General features: G+C 59.3%; 21 protein-coding genes. 12 read left to right on the forward strand and 9 right to left on the reverse strand.

The window, feature by feature from the left end:
- The first annotated feature begins 155 nt into the window (after window positions 1-155).
- Complete coding sequence (locus JQ616_RS28220) at window positions 156-935, forward strand: isocitrate lyase/PEP mutase family protein (RefSeq protein WP_212020272.1); 780 nt, start codon at window positions 156-158, stop codon at window positions 933-935.
- Window positions 936-1,096: 161 nt separating this feature from the next.
- A complete protein-coding gene (locus tag JQ616_RS28225; RefSeq protein WP_212020273.1) occupies window positions 1,097-1,963 on the forward strand; it encodes an alpha/beta fold hydrolase in 867 nt (288 codons plus the stop codon).
- Window positions 1,964-2,194: 231 nt separating this feature from the next.
- On the opposite strand, the gene def is transcribed toward JQ616_RS28225, so the two are convergent.
- The gene (def, locus tag JQ616_RS28230; protein ID WP_212020277.1) at window positions 2,195-2,707 is read right to left on the reverse strand and encodes a peptide deformylase; all 513 of its coding nucleotides are present in this window, start codon (window positions 2,705-2,707) and stop codon (window positions 2,195-2,197) included.
- Between the two features lie 345 nt (window positions 2,708-3,052).
- Between def and JQ616_RS28235 the strand changes: the two genes are divergently transcribed.
- Window positions 3,053-3,571, forward strand: coding sequence for a methylated-DNA--[protein]-cysteine S-methyltransferase (locus tag JQ616_RS28235; protein ID WP_212020282.1), 519 nt, complete (start codon window positions 3,053-3,055; stop codon window positions 3,569-3,571).
- Window positions 3,537-4,205, forward strand: coding sequence for a hypothetical protein (locus JQ616_RS28240; RefSeq protein WP_212020285.1), 669 nt, complete (start codon window positions 3,537-3,539; stop codon window positions 4,203-4,205). Before JQ616_RS28235 ends, JQ616_RS28240 begins: the two co-directional genes overlap by 35 nt.
- 157 nt (window positions 4,206-4,362) lie before the next feature.
- Here the strand turns inward: JQ616_RS28240 and JQ616_RS28245 are convergent, their stop codons facing one another.
- The 4 genes from JQ616_RS28245 to alkB form a co-directional block, all read right to left on the reverse strand.
- A complete protein-coding gene (locus JQ616_RS28245) occupies window positions 4,363-4,836 on the reverse strand; it encodes a DUF3617 domain-containing protein (RefSeq protein WP_212020287.1) in 474 nt (157 codons plus the stop codon).
- A gap of 494 nt (window positions 4,837-5,330) precedes the next feature.
- Window positions 5,331-6,200 carry an alpha/beta fold hydrolase gene (locus JQ616_RS28250; RefSeq protein ID WP_212020289.1) on the reverse strand — a complete coding sequence of 290 codons (870 nt, stop codon included), beginning with the start codon at window positions 6,198-6,200 and terminating at the stop codon, window positions 5,331-5,333.
- Between the two features lie 337 nt (window positions 6,201-6,537).
- The gene (locus JQ616_RS28255) at window positions 6,538-6,987 is read right to left on the reverse strand and encodes an ester cyclase (protein WP_212020291.1); all 450 of its coding nucleotides are present in this window, start codon (window positions 6,985-6,987) and stop codon (window positions 6,538-6,540) included.
- A gap of 167 nt (window positions 6,988-7,154) precedes the next feature.
- Window positions 7,155-7,802 (reverse strand): DNA oxidative demethylase AlkB, encoded by a 648-nt coding sequence (alkB, locus tag JQ616_RS28260; RefSeq protein WP_212020294.1) that lies wholly within the window; start codon window positions 7,800-7,802, stop codon window positions 7,155-7,157.
- A gap of 843 nt (window positions 7,803-8,645) precedes the next feature.
- Between alkB and JQ616_RS28265 the strand changes: the two genes are divergently transcribed.
- The 6 genes from JQ616_RS28265 (at window position 8,646) to JQ616_RS28290 (ending at window position 13,089) form a co-directional block, all read left to right on the forward strand.
- Complete coding sequence (locus tag JQ616_RS28265) at window positions 8,646-9,389, forward strand: 2OG-Fe(II) oxygenase (RefSeq protein ID WP_212020884.1); 744 nt, start codon at window positions 8,646-8,648, stop codon at window positions 9,387-9,389.
- Window positions 9,389-10,357 (forward strand): DNA-3-methyladenine glycosylase family protein, encoded by a 969-nt coding sequence (locus tag JQ616_RS28270; protein ID WP_249137369.1) that lies wholly within the window; start codon window positions 9,389-9,391, stop codon window positions 10,355-10,357. The genes JQ616_RS28265 and JQ616_RS28270 overlap by 1 nt, the downstream gene beginning before the upstream one ends.
- 41 nt (window positions 10,358-10,398) lie before the next feature.
- Window positions 10,399-11,109, forward strand: coding sequence for an alpha/beta hydrolase (locus tag JQ616_RS28275; RefSeq protein ID WP_212020296.1), 711 nt, complete (start codon window positions 10,399-10,401; stop codon window positions 11,107-11,109).
- A gap of 112 nt (window positions 11,110-11,221) precedes the next feature.
- A complete protein-coding gene (locus tag JQ616_RS28280; protein ID WP_349630050.1) occupies window positions 11,222-11,803 on the forward strand; it encodes a methylated-DNA--[protein]-cysteine S-methyltransferase in 582 nt (193 codons plus the stop codon).
- Window positions 11,800-12,543, forward strand: coding sequence for a 2OG-Fe(II) oxygenase (locus JQ616_RS28285; protein ID WP_212020300.1), 744 nt, complete (start codon window positions 11,800-11,802; stop codon window positions 12,541-12,543). The genes JQ616_RS28280 and JQ616_RS28285 overlap by 4 nt, the downstream gene beginning before the upstream one ends.
- Window positions 12,544-12,573: 30 nt before the next feature.
- Window positions 12,574-13,089 carry a methylated-DNA--[protein]-cysteine S-methyltransferase gene (locus JQ616_RS28290; protein ID WP_249137370.1) on the forward strand — a complete coding sequence of 172 codons (516 nt, stop codon included), beginning with the start codon at window positions 12,574-12,576 and terminating at the stop codon, window positions 13,087-13,089.
- Between the two features lie 6 nt (window positions 13,090-13,095).
- Here the strand turns inward: JQ616_RS28290 and JQ616_RS28295 are convergent, their stop codons facing one another.
- Complete coding sequence (locus JQ616_RS28295; protein ID WP_212020305.1) at window positions 13,096-13,503, reverse strand: nuclear transport factor 2 family protein; 408 nt, start codon at window positions 13,501-13,503, stop codon at window positions 13,096-13,098.
- A gap of 546 nt (window positions 13,504-14,049) precedes the next feature.
- Here JQ616_RS28295 and JQ616_RS28300 point away from each other — a divergent pair.
- The gene (locus JQ616_RS28300) at window positions 14,050-14,487 is read left to right on the forward strand and encodes an SRPBCC family protein (RefSeq protein WP_212020307.1); all 438 of its coding nucleotides are present in this window, start codon (window positions 14,050-14,052) and stop codon (window positions 14,485-14,487) included.
- A 186-nt stretch (window positions 14,488-14,673) separates the two neighbouring features.
- Window positions 14,674-15,510 (forward strand): alpha/beta hydrolase, encoded by an 837-nt coding sequence (locus JQ616_RS28305; protein ID WP_212020310.1) that lies wholly within the window; start codon window positions 14,674-14,676, stop codon window positions 15,508-15,510.
- Between the two features lie 473 nt (window positions 15,511-15,983).
- Here JQ616_RS28305 and JQ616_RS28310 read toward each other — a convergent pair whose 3' ends face one another.
- The 3 genes from JQ616_RS28310 to JQ616_RS28320 are packed head-to-tail and all read right to left on the reverse strand — an operon-like array spanning window position 15,984 to window position 19,582.
- A complete protein-coding gene (locus tag JQ616_RS28310; RefSeq protein WP_212020312.1) occupies window positions 15,984-16,949 on the reverse strand; it encodes a 2-hydroxyacid dehydrogenase in 966 nt (321 codons plus the stop codon).
- A gap of 54 nt (window positions 16,950-17,003) precedes the next feature.
- The gene (locus tag JQ616_RS28315) at window positions 17,004-17,804 is read right to left on the reverse strand and encodes an HpcH/HpaI aldolase family protein (RefSeq protein WP_212020315.1); all 801 of its coding nucleotides are present in this window, start codon (window positions 17,802-17,804) and stop codon (window positions 17,004-17,006) included.
- 5 nt (window positions 17,805-17,809) lie between these two features.
- A complete protein-coding gene (locus JQ616_RS28320; protein WP_212020317.1) occupies window positions 17,810-19,582 on the reverse strand; it encodes a gamma-glutamyltransferase family protein in 1,773 nt (590 codons plus the stop codon).
- Between the last annotated feature and the right edge of the window lie 18 nt (window positions 19,583-19,600).

Consider the following 19,600-nt stretch of genomic DNA (forward strand, 5'->3'; position numbering starts at 1 on the left):
CGCAAGATACCCATAATCCGGAAATCGCTGATACCGCTGGTCAGCCACAATGCGAGCCTGCCCTAGAGGTTTTCGACAGCAAAGAACGGAGTGCATCTTGGGCTGACCCCAATTAGCAACTCCTGGCAAGCGTTTCAACGCCCGGAGACAGCGGTATGAGTTTGGATATCGAAGAGCGGCGTGCGGACTTCCGCGCGCTCCACAAGGAAGGCTATTTTCTGCTTCCGAACCCTTGGGATGTTGGAAGCGCGAAGCGGCTTCAGGCACTTGGCTTCGCCGCGCTAGCCTCGACGAGCGCGGGGCTCGCCTGGTCTCTCGGGCGCGACGATGGCCAAGTGACCCGGGACGAGGTACTGGCGCATCTGCGCGTCCTCGTGAACGCGACCGACTTGCCGGTCAATGCCGACTTCGAGGCCGGCTTCGCCGATCGGCCCGAGGAGGTCGCAGCGAACGTCCGTCTCGCCGTTGATACCGGTATCGCGGGGCTTTCGATCGAAGATCGCACGGGCAGCGAACTCTACGATATGCCACTAGCCGTCGAGCGCATTCGGGCTACCCGCGAGGCCATCAACACCAGCGGCGCCAACGTGATGTTGGTCGGCCGTTCGGAAGGCTTTCTCATTGGCCGCACAAGCCTTGCTGCCACGGTCGAACGTCTCAAAGCTTATGCCGATGCTGGCGCGGATGTTCTGTATGCTCCTGCCGTTTCAGAGCCAGCTGCGATCAAGACGATCGTCGACGCCGTCGCGCCGAAGCCAGTTAACGTCCTGCTGGTCAGCCCAGCCATGAAGGCCGCAGAACTTGGGGAACTCGGCGTGCGTCGCGTTAGTGTCGGCGGTTTCCTCGCGCACGCTGCGTGGGCCGGTTTCACCGACGCCGCCCGTCAGTTCATCGACACGGGTAACCTGCCGCGAGCGAGCTTCCCCGCAGGCTGAACATCAAAGGATCGCGGCGCGCCGCCTCCCACTAGTCAATTCGAGATTCAATCGCAAACAACCCGAGCGCTGGTCCGCCGGGTGCTGGTTCTTTGCCGATCGAGATTCCAACAGCGCGCCAAGATCACGGCTCGCTCAAGAGAAAAAAGGAGACAAAGTCTATGAATCGTACCCAATTTGAAGCCGCGCGCAAGTTCGTCACAACGCCGTCCGGCCGCATCAGCTATGTTGAGTTCGGCAATGGCCCTGCCGCCGTTTTCATCCACGGCGTGATCGTCAATGCGTGGCTCTGGCGTCAACAGCTCGAAGACCTGTCAGACCTGCGTCGCTGCATCGCGATTGATCTGATGGGACATGGCGCGACTAAGATTGCACCGGACCAAGACGTCAGCTTCGACGCCCAGGCTGACATGTTGCTTCAGTTGGCTGACGCGCTCGGTCTCGACCAAATCGACATCGTCGCCAATGATAGCGGCATCGGCGTCGCTCAAGTCTTCGCCGCCCGCAACCCGGCGCGGGTTCGCAGTCTGGTACTCACCAACGGCGACGTCCATGACAACTGGCCGCCGAAGGACTTTTCCGGCTTCCTCGACATGGTCGCCGCCGGGGGCCTGCCGGATACCTTGCGCCGCATGCTCGAAGATAAGGATTTCTATCGGGGGCCGGACGCCATGGCTGGGGCCTATGAAAACCCGCAGGCTGTCAGCGACGAGACGATCGAGGCCTATGTCCTTCCGCATCTGACCAGCCCTGAGCGGACGAACGATCTGGTCCGCTTCATTACAGGCTTTGATCATGCGCAGACCGTGCGGGTGGAGGCCAAGTTGAAACAGCTGAAAGCCCCGACACTGGTCGCCTGGGGCACCGACGATCCGTTCTTCCCGGTGAAATGGGCCTATTGGCTCAAGGATACGCTCGCAGGGCCGGTCACCGTTGAGGAGTTCCCGGGTGGTCGCATGTTTTTCCCCGAAGAGCGCAGTGCACTGCTCAATCCACTCATCCGGACGCACTGGCAGTCCGCCTCATGATGATACGGGCGACTGCTTGCCGGTGTGACTACTCTCGGCCCTGAAGGGCCGAGATTCCAGCGGGCGTTCTGTTCCTGTTTCCAGTCGGCAGTCCGGCTAGATTTACAGACCATCCCCGGAGCTCCTCCAATTGGGCTGAAGCGGTGGGGAGGATGTTCATCACCGCGTTCACGCCGGCGTGGAACCGGTAGCGGCTGCTACGGCTCGCGGCATCGTCAGTGAGCAGCGAGGCTAACGCCGCCGCTTCCGAGTTCCACTGCCGACCTCATTGACGCCATTCAGCCGCCGCCGTACCCGATCTGGCAAATAGTCGATGAACAGTGTCCCCTGAAGGTGATCCATCTCGTGTTGGATACACATGGCGAGCAGTCCGTCGGCAGATAGCTCGCGCGATTTTCCGTCGATATCGAGCGCGCGCACCGTGACCCAGGCCGCTCGGTTGACCTTTGCAAAAATATCAGGAATCGAGAGACAACCTTCGCCCAGCGCGGCGCTGCCACCTTGATCGACAACCACGGGATTGATCAGCACGTGCAGCTGATTGCCGCCATCAGACACATCCGCAGTAATGATCTGCCGGTGCACGTTGACCTGTGTCGCAGCGAGACCGATCCCGCATGCGCCATACATCGTCTCCGACATATCCAGAACCACGTCACGAACGGCGTCATCGACGTACGTTACCGGCTCGGCCACCGTGCGCAACCGCGCGTCCGGAAATTGCAGAATGTTGAGGCGCGCCATGGCAGGTCTCAGGCAGTGGGGATGACGCCCAGTCGTTCCGAGCTAAATCAGCGCTAGCGTGGCATCGCAATGCGCAAACTCCGGATCTTGCGGCGCAATTCAAGCCACGTGCGCAGATCCATGCGCCCGGCAACGCGCCCCGATAGCGCCCCATTGCATTTGTTCCACAATTGCATTGTCAGTGGCCTGCACGGCTTCCTCCATGAGCCAATGACTGCACGCAGAGGCGCTGCGTGGGCTCGCCGTGCTCTTCCGTCACGGAATTTGAACGCAAGAAGTAGGTCGTCGGGAAACGGTCCGCGGTGTAGACCAGCTCCCGAGAATATCATAGCAAGGAGCCGAAAAATGACGGAGCGTATTCGCTACGCGTGGGGCCACAGCTCCCTCGGCGATTTTATCGCAGCCGCCTCTGACGTTGGGCTCGTCGCCTTCGAATTCGACAGCCGTGGCACGCAAGCCATCGATGCGCTGCGCGCGCAGTTCCCCGAGGCTGTGATCGAACACGATGAAGCCGGATTGGTTGAGACGGTCAGCCGGCTTGCCGAGGTAGTCGATCATCCCGATCGTGATCCCGGCATCCCCCTCGATATGCGGGGTACCGCCTATCAGAAACAAGTCTGGGCGGCCCTGCGAGAAATCCCTGCCGGAACGACCACTAATTACGGCGCAATCGCGGCAAATATGGGAACGCGGGACGCGCGCGACGTCACCGAGGCGATCGCGTCCAACACGATCGCAATTCTAATTCCCTGTCATCGTGTCGTGAAGAAAGACGGCTCCCTGTCGGGCTATCGCTGGGGCTCAAAGCGCAAGCGGGAGCTGCTGGCACGTGAGCAGCGTTCAGAGGCGTTCCAGCTTGTCTAACTATCGGCAGAGGGCCGATGACTGCGTCGGCAGGCAAAACAGCGCGTTTCCGTTACCAGAACAACAGGAGGATACGAGCGAGCCACGCGGGGATCTCATTGAGCCGCTGGCATTGATCGATCTCGCGTCGCGCTCGCCGGAGGCGGCGAGGCGGCGCTTTCCAACATATCGGCTGACAAGGCTGGTGGCGTCGCGTCTCGACATGGACGACACCGACATCGAGCATCTCACCGCCATGTTTCAGATCAAGCTGCCTACGCCCTTCAGCGAGTTCAATCGACTATTCGATCGTCATCTGCGCAATGTGATCACGGTCTACGGCCTCGATACCTTGTTTAGCGACGACGGCCCCGGTGCCCACCATCACGCCATTCGCCCGACCGGTTATGACTTTCACCATGACGAGGTGGTTGCCATCGACATGGAACAGTGGCGTGCGGATTATCGCGCCATGTCGGACGAACGCCAGATGTTGGCTGCGTCGATCATCTGGCTTTACCGGGCCGGCAAGGACAACCGCTGGCTTCGGCGCGTTCCCTGCACTTGGCACGCCGCTGACGCGATCGGTCATATGCGATCGGCTGGCGCGCTCGCCGATTGGGCGCAACTTGTCGCTCTCTATCCTGGCTGGTAACGTTCCGAGGGAGACCCAGTGCCTTGCACCGTCGACGAGCGCGCAAGGTCGGCCGTCGCCGGGAATTCGGACTATCCGTTTATCATGTGAGTACGTCGCAGTGAATTCGGATTATCCGGCCAAGCCGGTTGAGAGGCCACCCGCCTATGGCCTTTTTTCAATGGACCACGGCTGCAGCTCGAGTATCACTTCGGGACTCGCACTCGCCGGTCCGACGGGCGCGCACGACCTCGGTCATGGTCATGTTCTTTGCTCCCATGATCATTGCGACGCGGCCACTAAATTCGCCCTGCGCAACCTGATAGGTTGCGTGAGCCTTCGCGGACGCGCGGCCCGGGCAGATAATGTCGTATTCAATGGCAGCGCCACTGGCTACCAGATTGACCGCAGTGCACTCTTTAAACGGGTTATTGGCGCTGAGCACAGGGATCGGTATGTCGCCTTCACCCAGTCTCCCCGAGAGGCATACGTTCGATGTCTGATCGACCGCCCAGCGCTCCACGTGCGGCAACTCCAACCGAGACACAATTGAATAAGCGCCGCTGGGAAACACTGCCGAGTCCGCGACGGCCAAATTCCCTGACGTCAAAAACACAGCCACTGGGATCAATAATGCGCTTATCCGAACCATTGCGACCCCTCCCAGATGTCAGCACCTCCACCGGGCGCATTAGGGTCGATGTTGCTCTTTCCGCAGGCGACTTGTCTCTCCGTTTCTTGCGCTCGAAATGAAGCCATTCGTTTGACGGCTAGCCACCGATCGAAGATCCGCAGCCCACCGGGCCGGGAGCGGTTCCCCGCTTTGGGCTAACAGATACGGGTCACCTCCCGCTCGCCCAATAGATAGGTCTGGCCGGCACTCAGGCGCAATTCGATATCCCCACTGGGGCGCTCGCGCCAAGTCGCCTTCCCCTCGTGTACAAGAGTGCGAACCGCCCGCATGACCAGCGCTTTATCGCGTTCATTCTGATCACACTTCGCCCGGCGCTGGCGTCGGGCCGCGCGGCCTTGGGTAAGGGTGGTACCTCTCCCCGGCGTGCCCTCCGAGGTTATTGAATCGGCTCGACCCACAATTCGCTTTCCTTGATGTGCCGGCGGTTTAGCCGGATGAACGACAGCAATTCGTTAATGGGTCGCCGTATTCCAGCGTGCCCGGATCTTTGCATTGAGCTCTTTGGCACGTTCCTCGGGGAAGAACATCCGGCCGCCCGGAAATTCTTCGACAGTCACCGCACCTGGAAGCGTACCTTTCAGCCAATAGGCCCATTGTACATTGAAGAATACGTCCCCCGTCCCCCAGGCAACAAGCGTGGGCGCGTGCAGCTCGCGCAGCAAACCCTCAACGCGTACGGTCTGGGCGTTGTCGAACCCGAGAATAAACCGTTCGATATCTTTCGTGCGCTGCGGCGAGGTCAAATGCGGGCGGATGTAGATTTCGATCGTTTCGTCGGTGACGGCCTCGGGATGCTCATATGCTCCTGCCATCGCCTCGGGGCCGCGGTAGAAAGTTTTGTCATCCAACATCCTTCGAAGGGTCGCGGGCAATCCTCCCGCGGCCACCATATCGAGAAAGCCTGAGAAGTCTTTCGGTGGCCAATTGTCGTGCACGTCGCCATTGGTGAGGGTGAGCGAGCGGATGCGCTCCGGCTCTTGTGCCGCAAACACTTGCGCGACGCCGGTGCCACTGTCATTGGCAACGAGATCAACGCGATCGATCTTTAGCGCATCGAGAAACTGGGCAAGCATCTCAGCTTGTGCATCAAAACTAACATCCTGATCCGACGCGATCTCAGTCAGGCCGTGTGCCATCAGATCGATGGCAATGCAACGCCGCTCGCCCGCGAACTCGGCGAGCTGGTGTCGCCAAAGCCACGCGTTAACGAGAACGCCGTGAATGAATAATGCGACGGGACCGGTCCCGTGCTCTACATAGCTAATGCGACCCGCAGGTGTGGCAACGAATTTTCGGCCTTTTTCGAATTGAACCCGGTCCATCCCTAACACTCTTTCTTGTCTGCATTCTGTGCCCAAGATCGACGTAATTTCGGGCTGCTATACCTGCACTCCGATTATTGCTTCCGAATTCGAGATGATCTGGCCGCCGGCCCCCGTCCTGTCGACGCCCCCCTCGGCCTATCGCGGCCTAGATCCACGCGCTCATTCGGGTGGACGCGCCCGCACGACGTAGCGCCAGCAGCAGCCCTATGATACAGCGCCTTTCGCTAATTTTGGATTGTGCGTCTATCGGGAATGGACAGACGCACAATCCGTTTCGAGCGCTTAAATGAATGTTGCCCGCCTCGGGACGGGCAACACGCTTTGGCACCTGATATCAGGCGGCCTTGATGAGCTCGAGCTGGGTCAGCGCGTTGAACGCACCTTCCTCACCAATCTCCTCGGCAATCTTGCCATCTACGATGCGGAACACCGTGGTGCCGGTGAAACGCATTTTTCGGCCCGATGCCGCGGGCAGAGCCCCGACCGGCAGGTCCTTGAACGCCGGGCCCGTATGGGTGCCGCCGCCATCCCAACGACCAACCACGTAGTCGCCTTCGGCGATCAACTCGCCGACGCCCCAGAAATTGAGATCGGGAAACGCTTCACGAAATTCAGTCATCATCTTCTTGACGACCTCACGTCCCTTGCGCGGGCCATGCATCGGATAATGAACGAGAACATCGGGGGTACCGAGTTCATCGACCACTTTCGGGTTCCATGGGTTACCCCAGAATTCCTTGAACCAACGCTCAACGACTGCCTTGTTGGCTTGTTCTTTCGACATGACTATCTCCGTAGGTTGTTCCTGAATGACGCGTGACGAAGCCATTCGTCATCAAGCAAACGGAACTTAGTGAGACGCAGGGCGTGCCACACTCCGATTGTTGCGATGAATTTGATTTTGTCGCGCGCGCGTACGCCTCGCGCATGGAACAACCTACGGGAACGCGTTCAAAGTGCCTTTCGGAACGTCAGATTAAAACGCACGCTACCTAGTTGCGGATGGCTTCCATGTTTCAGCGTCGGAACACCGTGATAGCAAAGGCGCGATGGCCCGCCCCAAACCACGACATCGCCGTGGCGCAGCGCGAATTTTCGAACCGGATCAGTTCGCTTGAGGCCACCGAATTGGAATGTGGCCGGCAATCCCAAGGAGACCGAAACGATCGGATTGGCGAAATCACGCTCGTTTTTGTCCTGATGCAGCGAGAGGCGCGCTCCAGGCTCATACCGATTGATTAGACAGGCATCGGGGCTGAACTCGGGATAGCCTGCCTCGCGTGCCGCGCCCGTTGCAAGATCCAGGAACGCATCGGGCATAGGAGGCCACAGCTTTCCACTGACCGGGTCGTGGCTGTCGTAGCGGTAACCAGCACGATCCGTTATCCATCCCGCCTGGCCGCAATTAGTCATGGCGACGGACATCTCGAAACCGCCAGGGGTCACCATATGACGAAACGGAGCGACCGCACCGATGTCATGCAATGATGAGAGGAGACCTTTATCCAATTGCAAGGCATAGCCGCGCAGCAGGACCGCGCCCTCACCGATCGGCTGGCGTTCCGAATGAGCATCAATTTCGTCAAACAAGTCCTTCATCTTCCGCGGATGCTCCTATTTCAAATACAATCAATGGTCGGATGCAGCACAGGCTGATACCCCGATTGCAAGGCCCTGACCGTGGAGGGTGGCGTGATAAGCCCGTCAATGAACGGAAGGCGATTGCACACTTGATAGCCGTCAGGGGTCCAGCGGAAGGCGTGGCCATTCGCGATAACGAATGCCGTGTCCCCTGCAGCGATCATGGTTCCGGTAGGCAATTGCCCAAACGCTAGAGTCAGGACGTGGATTCGCTTCCGTCTTCCCTGAAGCCGCTCGCAGTGCAATGCCTCATCCAGGGTTGTCGCAGTCGGCACCTCGCTACTGTTTCCCCCGGTCCACGCAATGCAAAACCTTTCCGCTGCGTCGCGGCGACATAAAAAGCAAGGCCGATGTCCCGCCGCAAGGGCCGTTGCTTCGTCAAGAAAAAACAACTCAGTCCAGCTTCGACTGCTCATGGGCGTACGGCGCATATTCTTGAAGTCACAGCTGCAGATCAGCCAAGTCTTCGTCGCCCACCTTTTCGACAAGAGTGTCCGGGTCGCTGGATCATGAATGATACCGCGATTGCCGGTGAAAAGTCCGCGCTGCGGTATCGCAACGATATCGCCGAATGGCGTGACACGGTTCTGAAGAGGCATGATTTGCGGAAATTTTGGGTCAGATCCCACAAACAACCTAACCCACAGGCAAAATTCTCACGTCCGGTTTCTTGCTTTCAATTTCGGTAGCCGGTGGCGGGGGATTTTGAAAGCAAGAGACGGAGTGTTTAATCCTTCCTGATTCTCAATTGTCCGGCGGGCGCAAAGGGTTCTGGGACGCCGGAACGATCGAATGGTCAGGATGATGAGCGTATTGGATTTGGAACAAGAAATATCAATCACTCCGGCGCAGCGAGTGGCCCAAATTGATTGGAAGCGCGTGTCGTCCGAGTTGGCAGAGGATGGCGTGGCGGTGGCCGAAAAATTGCTGACAGTGGACGAATGTCGGTATCTCGCTGCACTCTATTCCGATAGTGCACGGTTCAGGAGCCGGGTGGTCATGGCGCGCTACGCCTTCGGCAAGGGGGAATATCAGTATTTCTCATATCCGCTGCCGGATATGGTCGCAGAGCTCAGGACCGCGCTCTATCGTCATCTGGCGCCGATTGCCAACGCCTGGAACGAACGGATGCGGATCGCATCGCGCTATCCGGCCGATCATGCTGACTTTCTGCAGAAATGCCATGACGCAGGCCAGAAGCGCCCAACGCCGCTGCTTCTTACGTATAACGATGGCGATTATTGCTGCATGCACCAGGATCTCTACGGGGAGCTGATGTTCCCGATGCAGGTCGTCTTTCTGCTCTCGGAGCCTGGTCGAGATTTCACGGGCGGTGAGTTCCTGCTAGTCGAGCACAATCCCAAAGGGCCGGCCCGGCCCCATGTAGTGCCCCTAAGGCAGGGCGACGCCGTGGCATTTGCGGTTAACCACCGGCCCGTGAAGAGCGCGCGTGGCAGTTACAGGGTCAACCTTCGCCATGGCGTGAGCCGTCTTCGTTCCGGACATCGCGACACGCTCGGTATCATTTTTCACGACGCCAAATAATGCCCCCCAAAGCGACTACCATCACGACAGCTTTTGCCGCCAAGGCCAAAAGAGAGAGCCGCCGGACACTTAAGGACATAAGTACGATCAGGCTCTCCTATCAGTCGCCTTTCGATTGGCCCGCGATGCTGGCCTTCTTCGGCTTCCGGGCGGTAGAAGGCGTCGAGTGTGTGACTGATGATGCCTATATCCGCACAATTCGTCTCGGGGAGCGGCATGGCACGGTCGAGGTGCGTCATGCACCCGAGAGCATGGAGCTCGTCGCGACGATTTATTCGAGGGCAGCGTTTAAGCCCGATGATGTCACATCGCGCCTTCGCCGCACATTCGATCTCGACGCCGACCTGGCTTGCATCGGCGGGCATCTGTCTCGTGATCCGTTCCTTGCCAGGCTAATCGCCATACGACCCGCCATCCGCGTGCCCGGGCATTGGGATCCTTTCGAAACCGCCCTACGTGCCGTTCTCGGGCAACAGGTCTCACTGGTCGCTGCGCGCCGTCTCAACGCAAGGCTAGTCGATCGGGCCGGAATGGTGATCGGTGAACCGGCCGCTACCAAGCCGCATCGACTTTTTCCGACACCGCAAGAGGTTCTGGCCGCCGACATGTCGAATATGGGCATGCCAGGCGCTCGCGTTCGCACGCTCCAGGCAGTCTCTGAGGCGTTTCTGACTGATCCCCGGCTGTTCGAACGCAGCGCGACCGTGGAGGAAACCATCGAGCGCCTCTGCGCCATCAAAGGCATCGGTCCTTGGACGGCGCAGTATATCGCTATCCGCGCATGTCGCGAGCCTGACGGATTCCCCGCCGGCGACGCTGGGCTGCTACGGGGCACCGCCACGGAAGACGGAACACGCCCGAGCGTTGCCGAGCTCACCCGCCGCGCCGAAACATGGCGTCCCTGGCGGGCTTACGCCGCCCATCACATCTGGGCCGAGGACGAGGACAAGGTCATCCGCCAGCGGTGAAGATGGCGGATCGACATCGACGGCCAAGAAGAATGTTGAGCATGGACAAAACAACTGAAGGGCATCGCAACGGCGCGCTTCTCGCGCGCCCCGGACAAATCACGCTTCCGAGCCGCCATAAAGGCGGATTTCATGCCGTAACCGCCGGCGATGGTCAGAAGGGCGTGGTGTTTGTGCCCGAGCTGGATAATCCCGCCACGCGGCTACCACTTGCAGTCGTACTGCATGGCGCCAGCGGCATCGATGGCGGTCTCGTTGAGATGACCGTAGCGCATGCCCGCAACTCCGGAATGATCGTCGTCGCACCGAAATCGAAAGACACGAGCTGGGACATTCTACGAGGTGGTTACGGCCCGGACGTAACCGCAATCGACGAAATGCTAGGCTGGACCATGAGCCGCTATCCGGTGGACCCGGAACGGATTGCGATCAGTGGCTTTTCTGACGGTGGCTCATATGCGCTGTCGTTGGGCCTCATGAACGGAGAACTATTCAGCCACGTTCTAGCGTTTTCGCCAGGCTTTACAATGCATAAGCGCCGAGAGGGGCAGCCGCAGATCTTCATCTGCCACGGTCTGCGCGACGATATCCTACCTATCGAACCCTGCGGACGCAGCCTTGGCCAGCGGATGCGCGCGGCTGGATACAACGTGGATTATTGCGAGTTCGATGACGGCCACGTCGTTCCGCGTGAAATGGTCAATCGGAGCATGTCCGCCTTTCTCGCTCACGGTGCGGGCAAAGAGGCCTAGCCAAACGTCAGCGGATCTTCAGTCTGACGAATTCGAAAGCAAGAGCCGGAGTGCGATGTCGGGTTCAAGCGACTAGGTTCAGCCTACGATGCGACGAAAAGGATTCAGAACGATGACCATTGCATTGCCGGCCCCTGCAATTGGCAGGGAGACCATCACGGCGGACGCTCGGATCACCTCCACGGCCGGGCCGCGCGAAACACTGAACTTCGCTACCGGTGCCACGTCCCTTGGGACCTTTCTTGTTGCACGTAGTAACAACGGCATTTGCGCAATCCTATTCGGCGGCAGCCGCGGAGAGTTAATGTGCGATCTTCACGAGCGTTTCCCAGGGGCTGAGCTGGTCGCAAATGAGGATGATTTGCAGACGCTGGTAGCTGACGTCGCCGAATTCATTGAAGCGCCGACGACTGGCCTGAGATTACCTCTGGATATTCGGGGCACGAGCTTCCAGAAGAAGGTTTGGCAAGCGCTGCGCGACATCCCCGTCGGCACCACTGCGAGCTATGCAGATATCGCGCGACGCATCGGCACGCCGAAGGCGGTGCGCGCGGTGGCTCAAGCCTGCGCGGCAAACACCATCGCGGTCGCAATTCCCTGCCATCGCGTGATCAAGAACGATGGAGCCTTGTCCGGTTACCGCTGGGGTGTGGACCGCAAACAGGCTCTGCTCGACAAGGAGGCACGCCAATGAACGCTCTTGCCAAGGTTTCCGCCTCAGCAGCCAGATCGGCCGAAGAGCGCGTTAGCGAATACGACTGGGGTGCACTTGCAAGCGACCTCGATAGTTATGGAGCGGCGATCCTGCCCAAGCTGCTCTCGCCAGAGGAGTGTGCGGAGATCTCGGCGCTCTATCCGCATGAAGAGCATTTCCGTAGCCACATCCATATGGCGCGGCATGGCTTCGGCAAAGGCGAATACCGCTATTTCAAGTATCCGCTGCCGGATCTGCTGGGCGGCTTGCGCACAGCGCTTTATCCGCGGCTCGCGCCGATCGCCAATGGCTGGAATGAGCGCATGAATATCGAGACGCGCTATCCCAAAAAGCATGCAGATTTCCTGAAGCTTTGCCATGATGCTGGCCAGGTCCGGCCAACACCATTGCTGCTTCAATACGTGCCGGGAGATTTCAACTGCCTTCATCAGGATCTCTATGGCGATCTGGCTTTTCCGCTCCAGGTCGCGATCCTGCTCTCGAAGCCGGGAAAGGACTTTACCGGCGGCGAGTTCGTCCTCACCGAGCAGCGCCCGCGTATGCAGAGCCGGGCCGAAGTGGTGCCGCTCTCGCAGGGAGATGCCGTTGCTTTTACTGTTCATCATCGGCCCGTGCAGGGCTCGAAGGGCACATATCGCGTCAATCTCCGCCACGGGGTAAGCCGCGTGCGTTCCGGCCACCGTCATACCGTGGGCATCATCTTTCACGACGCGCAGTAGTCGGTGATGCCCTCCCTCACGATCGAGACAATGGAAACACCACTCGGCGTTTTCCATCTCGTTGCTGATGGAGAAGGTAGATTGCGAGCCGCTGACTTCGCAGACTGTGAGAGCCGACTGCAGAAGTCGCTCAGTCGTCAGCTCGGCGTATCCCACGTTGCGCTCGTCCAAGGGACGCTCCCTCAGGCAATCCCGGCAGCCCTGCGGGCCTATTTTTCAGGGCAGCTAGACGCCATCGCGGGAGTCCCGCTCAAGGCAAGTGGCTCGCCATTCCAGGAGCGGGTGTGGAGGGAGTTACGGTCGGTCGATCCAGGCGCTCCCCTGCCCTACGCCGCGCTGGCCGCCCGTCTCGGCAAACCCGATGCGGCCCGCGCCGTAGGCCACGCCAATGGCGCCAATCCATTTTGCGTGGTCGTGCCCTGCCATCGCCTGATCGGAGGTAACGGCAAGCTCACGGGCTATAGCGGCGGCTTGGAACGGAAGCGCTGGCTGCTCGCCCACGAGGCACGTTACGCGATGATTAGACTGCCCCCGAAGTCAGGCTGATCGAGCCTATAGCAGCTCGCAACGTGCGAGAAATGCACACAGCCGCTCGGTATCGGCATGCACCTTGCCGTGGACGATCCTGCCGTCGCGCAGGGCGAAGACCAGGCATTGTTCGTAGTCGAGCTGCTGCCCCGTCTTGGCCACCGCTCGCGCGATCACCTCGGCGACGACATGGTCACCGCCGTCAATCAGCCGTTTCAGATCATAGTCGAACGCTTTGTAGTAGGTCGCGTATAAGCGCGCCCAAAGCGCCTTATAGGCATCCAATCCCTCATATCGCCCGCCATATGGCACGGTATCCGGGAATTCGAACACCACTACATCATCCATTAGCGCCAGAAGCTGGGCCCGGTCGTTGTTCTCGTAGCCGGTGAAGGCACGGCGGAACGCATTCATAGTGGCCTCTTGAGCCATGCGTATCTCCCAATCCCAATGGCCCGCGGGTCCCTACGTTAGCGTCAGTTTCGCGCCCTCATGCCGAGACTTGAACTGCGACACGCTCCGGCGCGCACTCCGGTTCTTGCGATCGAAACGGCTCCTCAGCATGACCACGAAAGTGGACGCTAAGGACCGCATCATTGCGATGGCGACGATCAGTTCGAGTATCATTCCTTGTCTCCATGGAGCGGATTGGCGCAGGTCGCGTGTCTAAAGGCCACACACAAAGGCCGCGTCACTCCGTCGACGACGTGGTGTGCGCCTGTGTTGCACACGCCGACAGTACGTGCACTCCATCTTTTGCCTTAGAATCGCATTGTGCGATCTCATGCGGCTCGCCGCAGCAATAGATTAGAACGGAAGCGCCAGATCGCTCGCGAGCCGGCGCCGTCCGGATGCCCCTCCCCAATCGTTCAGTTGGCAACGCACAAAAACGCAATCGCAAGAAACGGAGTGTCTGGCGGCAATGACTGTGCGCTTGAATCGAAAATCTCGGTTGCGCTTATTCAGCGGAGGTGCGCGATGAAGGTGCGAATTGAGAAGAGCCTCGTGACCACGGCTGATCCGGATGTCATCTGGCGTGTTGCGGGCGAGTATTGTTCGATTTCACGCTGGCATCCAGCGTTCTCTGATTGCACCCGGGAAATGGCCGACGGCGCCGTCTGGCGGGTACTTACCCTCAAGAAAGGGGGTGGGAAAGTCCGCGAAAGGCTGACGGACATAACTGACCGGAGCTATGACTACACGATCGTTGAGGCACCGCTCCCGATATCCAATCACCACGGCAAGCTTTCTGTAGAAGCTGGCGCCAAGCCGGGAGAGAGCGTGCTCAGGTGGGACATCTCCTACGATATTGACGACGCTGCCAGGGCGGACGAAGCCAGCAATGCTTTAGACGGCATTTTAACCGACGGTCTCGCGAACATCGCGAGGATCGCGGGAGAAAGTACGTGCTGGTGAAACTAGCGTGATTGATGACCGATCAACAGCGCGATACCCATCCGAGTCCATCGGTGAGTTGAGCCGTTATGGCGCATTCCGGAATGTACCCTTCGACGCCAAGCGAGATGCACTCCGAGATGTTCTCGAAGGCCTGCATTTCGCTCACGCAATATGTGGAGAAGGTTTTGCCAGGAGCGAGCGGAGATGCTTGACGTTGATCGTGTTCCCCAACATCTGATAGATGCTGCGTACAATAACAAGGCGGCCTGCCCGGAATGGCAAGGCTGGCTCAATGAGTGGAACGAAGCCTCGATTGAGTATCGAGAGCGCTTCGCGTCGACCATGAACCTCCCTTACGGCACACGCCCACGCGCGAAGATTGACGTTTTTCCTGGCATAGACGCAACCGCCCCTTGCATGGTCTACATCCATGGAGGTTACTGGCAACTCAACTCAAAAGACATCTTTTCGGTATTCGGGAGTGGCGTGGCGAGCTACGGCTGGTCCGTAGCCATGATCGGCTATACTCTGGCGCCCGAAGCGTCGCTGACCGAAATTGTTGATGAAATCGATCACGCGCTGGACTGGCTAGCTGCGAATGGATCAAGCTACAATGTTGGTCCGCAGCGGATCGTCGTTGGCTCATCTGCTGGTGGACTGCTCGCGGCTCTTGCGGCTTCGCACCCAAGTGTCAGCGCAGCGGTGACACTATCAGGGATTTTCGAGCTCGCGCCGTTGCGAGATACATTTCTGAACAAGAAGCTACAATTGACCGACGCCGAGATCGCCAATTTGTCTCCGCTGCGCCGACCGCCAGTCAAAAAGCCGTTCACGCTTGCCGTAGGTACGCACGAGTTGCCGCTCGTGGCGACCAACTCGATCGCATTCTGCCAGGCCCGAAGACGTGGCGGAGCGCCGTCGAGCCTCATCGAGGTTCCGGGAGCCGACCACTTCTCGATACTCGATGAACTTCGCTGTTCGCACAGCGCTTTGACGGACGCCATTGTCGACCTTGCGAGGCCAGCGCCACAAGTGATGTGATGGACGAGACTCTACGAATCCAAAGTACCTCGGCGATGCTCGAGGGATGTTACTGGCTAGCGTAGCTTAAGGGTCTCGAAGCGGTGGTCGAACTCGAGAAGCTGAAGGTTTCGGTGCCGCTGCGCGGCATCTATGCGACTGCGGTTCAGTCCGGAACCGAAGCTGGTCCAGATTCCTGCTCAATGGAGGGCAGCAAGGTAGCGCTAATTCGGCTATCCGTATTAGCGTGTGGATGCGCGGACGGACCGACGTTTCTCCGAACTGACTTGCTTGGGTCGTCCGGTCCGGAAGGGCCGGGCAATGAACCCGGGTCGCCGGCGCCAGACGAGCCGTCGACACCGCAAGCCCCCGGCCGATTACCGTCGGCCGCCCCCAGCCGGGAGACACGCCTAGGGAACGAACTTGCTCACTGAGCCTCGGACTAGCACGGCCGATGTTGCTGATCCGAGCACGCTTCCTTGGTGGCGTATGCCTCAGTAGCCACGAACACGGTCGACGGCATTCTCGAGTAATCCACCAGCCTCGAACTTGATTATCTGGCCCGCAATATAAGCCGAAATCGCGTCGGGATCGGCATCAGCGGCATTGTGTGGCGTAACCAGTAAATTCGGGTGCGACCAGAACGGGCTCGACTTGGGAAGGGGCTCTCGCTCGTAGACATCAAGTGTTGCCGCACCGAGCGTACCGTCGGCCAGACAACCGAGGATATCCGCCTCAACCTGCAACCCTCCGCGGCCGGCGTTGATCAATACAGGCGCGCCGAGCGGACCGTTGCGTGCGAGAGACGAGAAGAGCTTACGGTTCAAGATCGCCTTGGTGTCTGCTGTCAATGGCAGTAGACATACGAGGATATCGGTGCGAGCTAAGAATGGCATGAGATCGGCGTGGCCGGAGAAGCATTCGATACCGGGAATGAGTTTTGGACTCGAATTCCAACCGGCAACCCTGAAGCCAATGCGGGTAAGTACCTCGGCCGCATCTCGGCCAAGATGGCCCATGCCCATGATCCCAATCCTGATCGCCTTAGCCGCCCATTGGGATCTGGGCTCCCATCGCTTGTCGCGCTGACACTGCTGCAGGTACAGTTGCTGACGGTGATGCATAAGTACATGCAGAACGATGTACTCGGTCATACGTTGTGTTAGGTCACCCAGAACAACGCGAACCAGTGGGACATGGGGCAGATCGGAGTCGGCGAGCAGAGAATCAACTCCCGCACCGAGATTGAAAATTACCCGCAACTTTGGAAACCTCGCAAGCGCGCCAGGCACAGGTTGCCAAACGGCAGCGTAATGGACGTCCTCGGATGCGATATCATCCGCGGGGTTCAAGACGATATCTCGGCCCGGGCAGGCTAGCCTGAACCGCTCTTTCCATCGATCGGAAGACCAATTGTCCGTCCCACTCTCGATCAGAAGTGCTAAGGCGCCTTTAGCCATTCACGTACTCGCTTCCATGATACCCAATATCGGTTCCTAGACATTTACGCGATGTCAGCACTGCGGTTTGGCGTCGATCGGCAGCGCCGCTCTGAAATCTGACATCCGCGTCTCGATTCCTGCTCGCAGGATGGCGTAGTCGCTGTCAACGATGAAGAGGTTAACCCCCTTTGCGTGCCAGGAAGCGGCAGCACGCACGTCGGGGAGCGAAAGCCCAACGGACAAATTCCCCGCAATGCAAAGCCGGCAGATGTTCTCGAGGGCAGCATCAACGACCTCGCTCGATTTATTGTCCGCCTCCATCGCAAGCGTGAGACCTATCCGGCCAAGGAACACCCCATCGACGCCCTTTGTCGCGATGATCTCCGGCGCGGCAGCTATTCCTGCAGGCTCGTCAATCTGGGCTATCAACATGAGCCTGTCCGACAGCGCGCGCTGGAAATCCGGCCATGGCGTCTGTCTCTGCCGCGACGCACGACCTGCCCCGGCATGCGCTCGTTCGACTGCCGTCCTCCGAATGAATTGTGCGACCGTTTCCATCTCTCGGGCAGAGGAGACATGGGGAACGATGATGCCGTCCGCTCCAACGTTGATAGCGTGCTGAATTGCCGGAAGACTACAATCAGGCACGCGAACCAGGACCGTAAGCCTCCCTGCAAGCGCCGCAAACATGCAGCGGCTCAAACTCTGCCGGTCGAATGATCCGTGTTCAACGTCTATTATAACTACATCGAGCGATGTCAGCGTGAAAGTCTCGTAGACCTCGGGAGCGGTCAGCCGCGCAAATATCCCGAATTGCGGATTGCCGCTGCGCCAAAGCGGCTTGAAGGATTGACGAGTGGCATCGGCCTTCATTGCGATCACCAGCCAAGCGCGTAAGCTGCCGCCCGGCGAGGGTCGGCTCCCGCTTCCATCACGCCACGATCATGGTCGGCCCTCACGAGACAAACACCCCCCGCCCGCCATAAGCGATCTGGCCACATATTGATCTTGTGCCCCAGTCCGGAGAGCGATGCGGCCACGGACGAAGGGAAGCGGCCTTCCAGGCAAAGTAATCCTGGGAAACTTGGATGCGGCGCAAACGAGTCCGGATGGCTATAGGTAATAAAACGGGGCTGCTCGATGGCGGTTTGAGGATCCATACCGAACAGCGTCATGTTCAGAAGAACCTGGAGCACCGCCTGAACCTGACTATCACCGCCCGGGCTCCCGATCGGCATCGTCACGTGTCCGCGTCGCATCGCCATGACAGGATTCGGCGTCAGACGGGGCCGCTTGCCCGGAGCGACCGACGAGGGATGTTGCGGATCGACCCAAGATTGGGAGCCTCGTGATGACGGTGCAAGTCCGGTGCCTGGGATAACGATGGTATCGCTGCAGACGTCACTTGGATTGATCGATATGGCATTGCCCTTGCCATCAACGATAGCAACATAGGATGTGTCGAAGGGGCCGTCATGTGACACCGTAGCGGACGTAGTCTTGGCAGCCGTCGTCCCACCAAACGCGGGCGGCATTTGAGGCCACGCTTGGTCCGATCGGATAAGCCGCCGCCGTTCGTCGGCATAGGTAGACGACAACAAGAGCTCCTGCGGCACATCGATCACGTCAGGGTCGCCAAAGAATTTCTCTCGGTCGGCGAACACCAACTTCAGCGCCTCGGCTATATGATGCACATAGGCCGCCGAATTGTGCCCAAGCGACTGCAAATCAAATCCAGAAAGGACGTTGATCGTCTGGAGCAACGCCGGACCTTGGCTCCAGAAACCGCAGGAATAGACGTCGAGATCGCCGAGCATCGCCCGCAGCGCGGGCGCGCGCTTGACGCGGTAATCCGCCATGTCCCGTTCGGTCAAAAGGCCACCGTTCTCCGCGTGAAATCGCGTGATCGCCCGCATCAGGTCGCCACGATAGAACGCATCCCGAGCGGCCTGAAGTCCACCTTGGCGATCGCAGCCCTTCGCCAACGCGGCTTGCTCCTCGTCGATCATGTACTGGAGGCTGCGGCCCAGATCCGCCTGGACGAACAAGTCGCCTACACGGGGAGACTGGCCGCCGGGCAGATAAATTGCGCTGTTGGAAGGCCATCGAGCATTCTTGCGCGCCACCAGCTGCAACTGCTCGGCGAGAAACGGGTACATAATGAAGCCGTCACGCGCGAAGCGCGCCGCATAGCCCGCGATGTCCTTGAAGGACATCGTTCCGTAGCGAGTTAGCGCCTCGATGTAAGCAGCAGGCGCCGCTGGGACGACCGTACGCAGCAGTCCCTCCGGGACAGCTCCATCATGATCACGCTGAAACAGCTCACAGGATGCGGCCGCCGGCCACACGCCGACGCCGTCGATCGTGACGAGCTCGTTGCGCTCGGCAATCCAGACGATCATCGGAGCGACGCCGGCGATATTCACCTGGTCGCTATGCACCACCCCCAGGATGAGCCCTGCCGCCACTCCGGCATCGATCGCATTTCCGCCAGCTTCAAGAATCTGAAATGCAGCCTGGGTCGCCAAATAGTGCCCGGTCGAGACTGCATGGGTCCGGGCAGCAATGACGGGACGCCACGCTTTATATGGGCTTTCGTCCTGGTTAAGCGAAGCCGGTATGGCGTCGCCCGAAGCAGCATCTCCTGACATAAAGGCCCTCTCGTTTGA

Origin of the sequence: Bradyrhizobium tropiciagri (assembly GCF_018130545.1) — a bacterium.
Taxonomy (GTDB): Bacteria; Pseudomonadota; Alphaproteobacteria; order Rhizobiales; family Xanthobacteraceae; genus Bradyrhizobium; species Bradyrhizobium tropiciagri_A.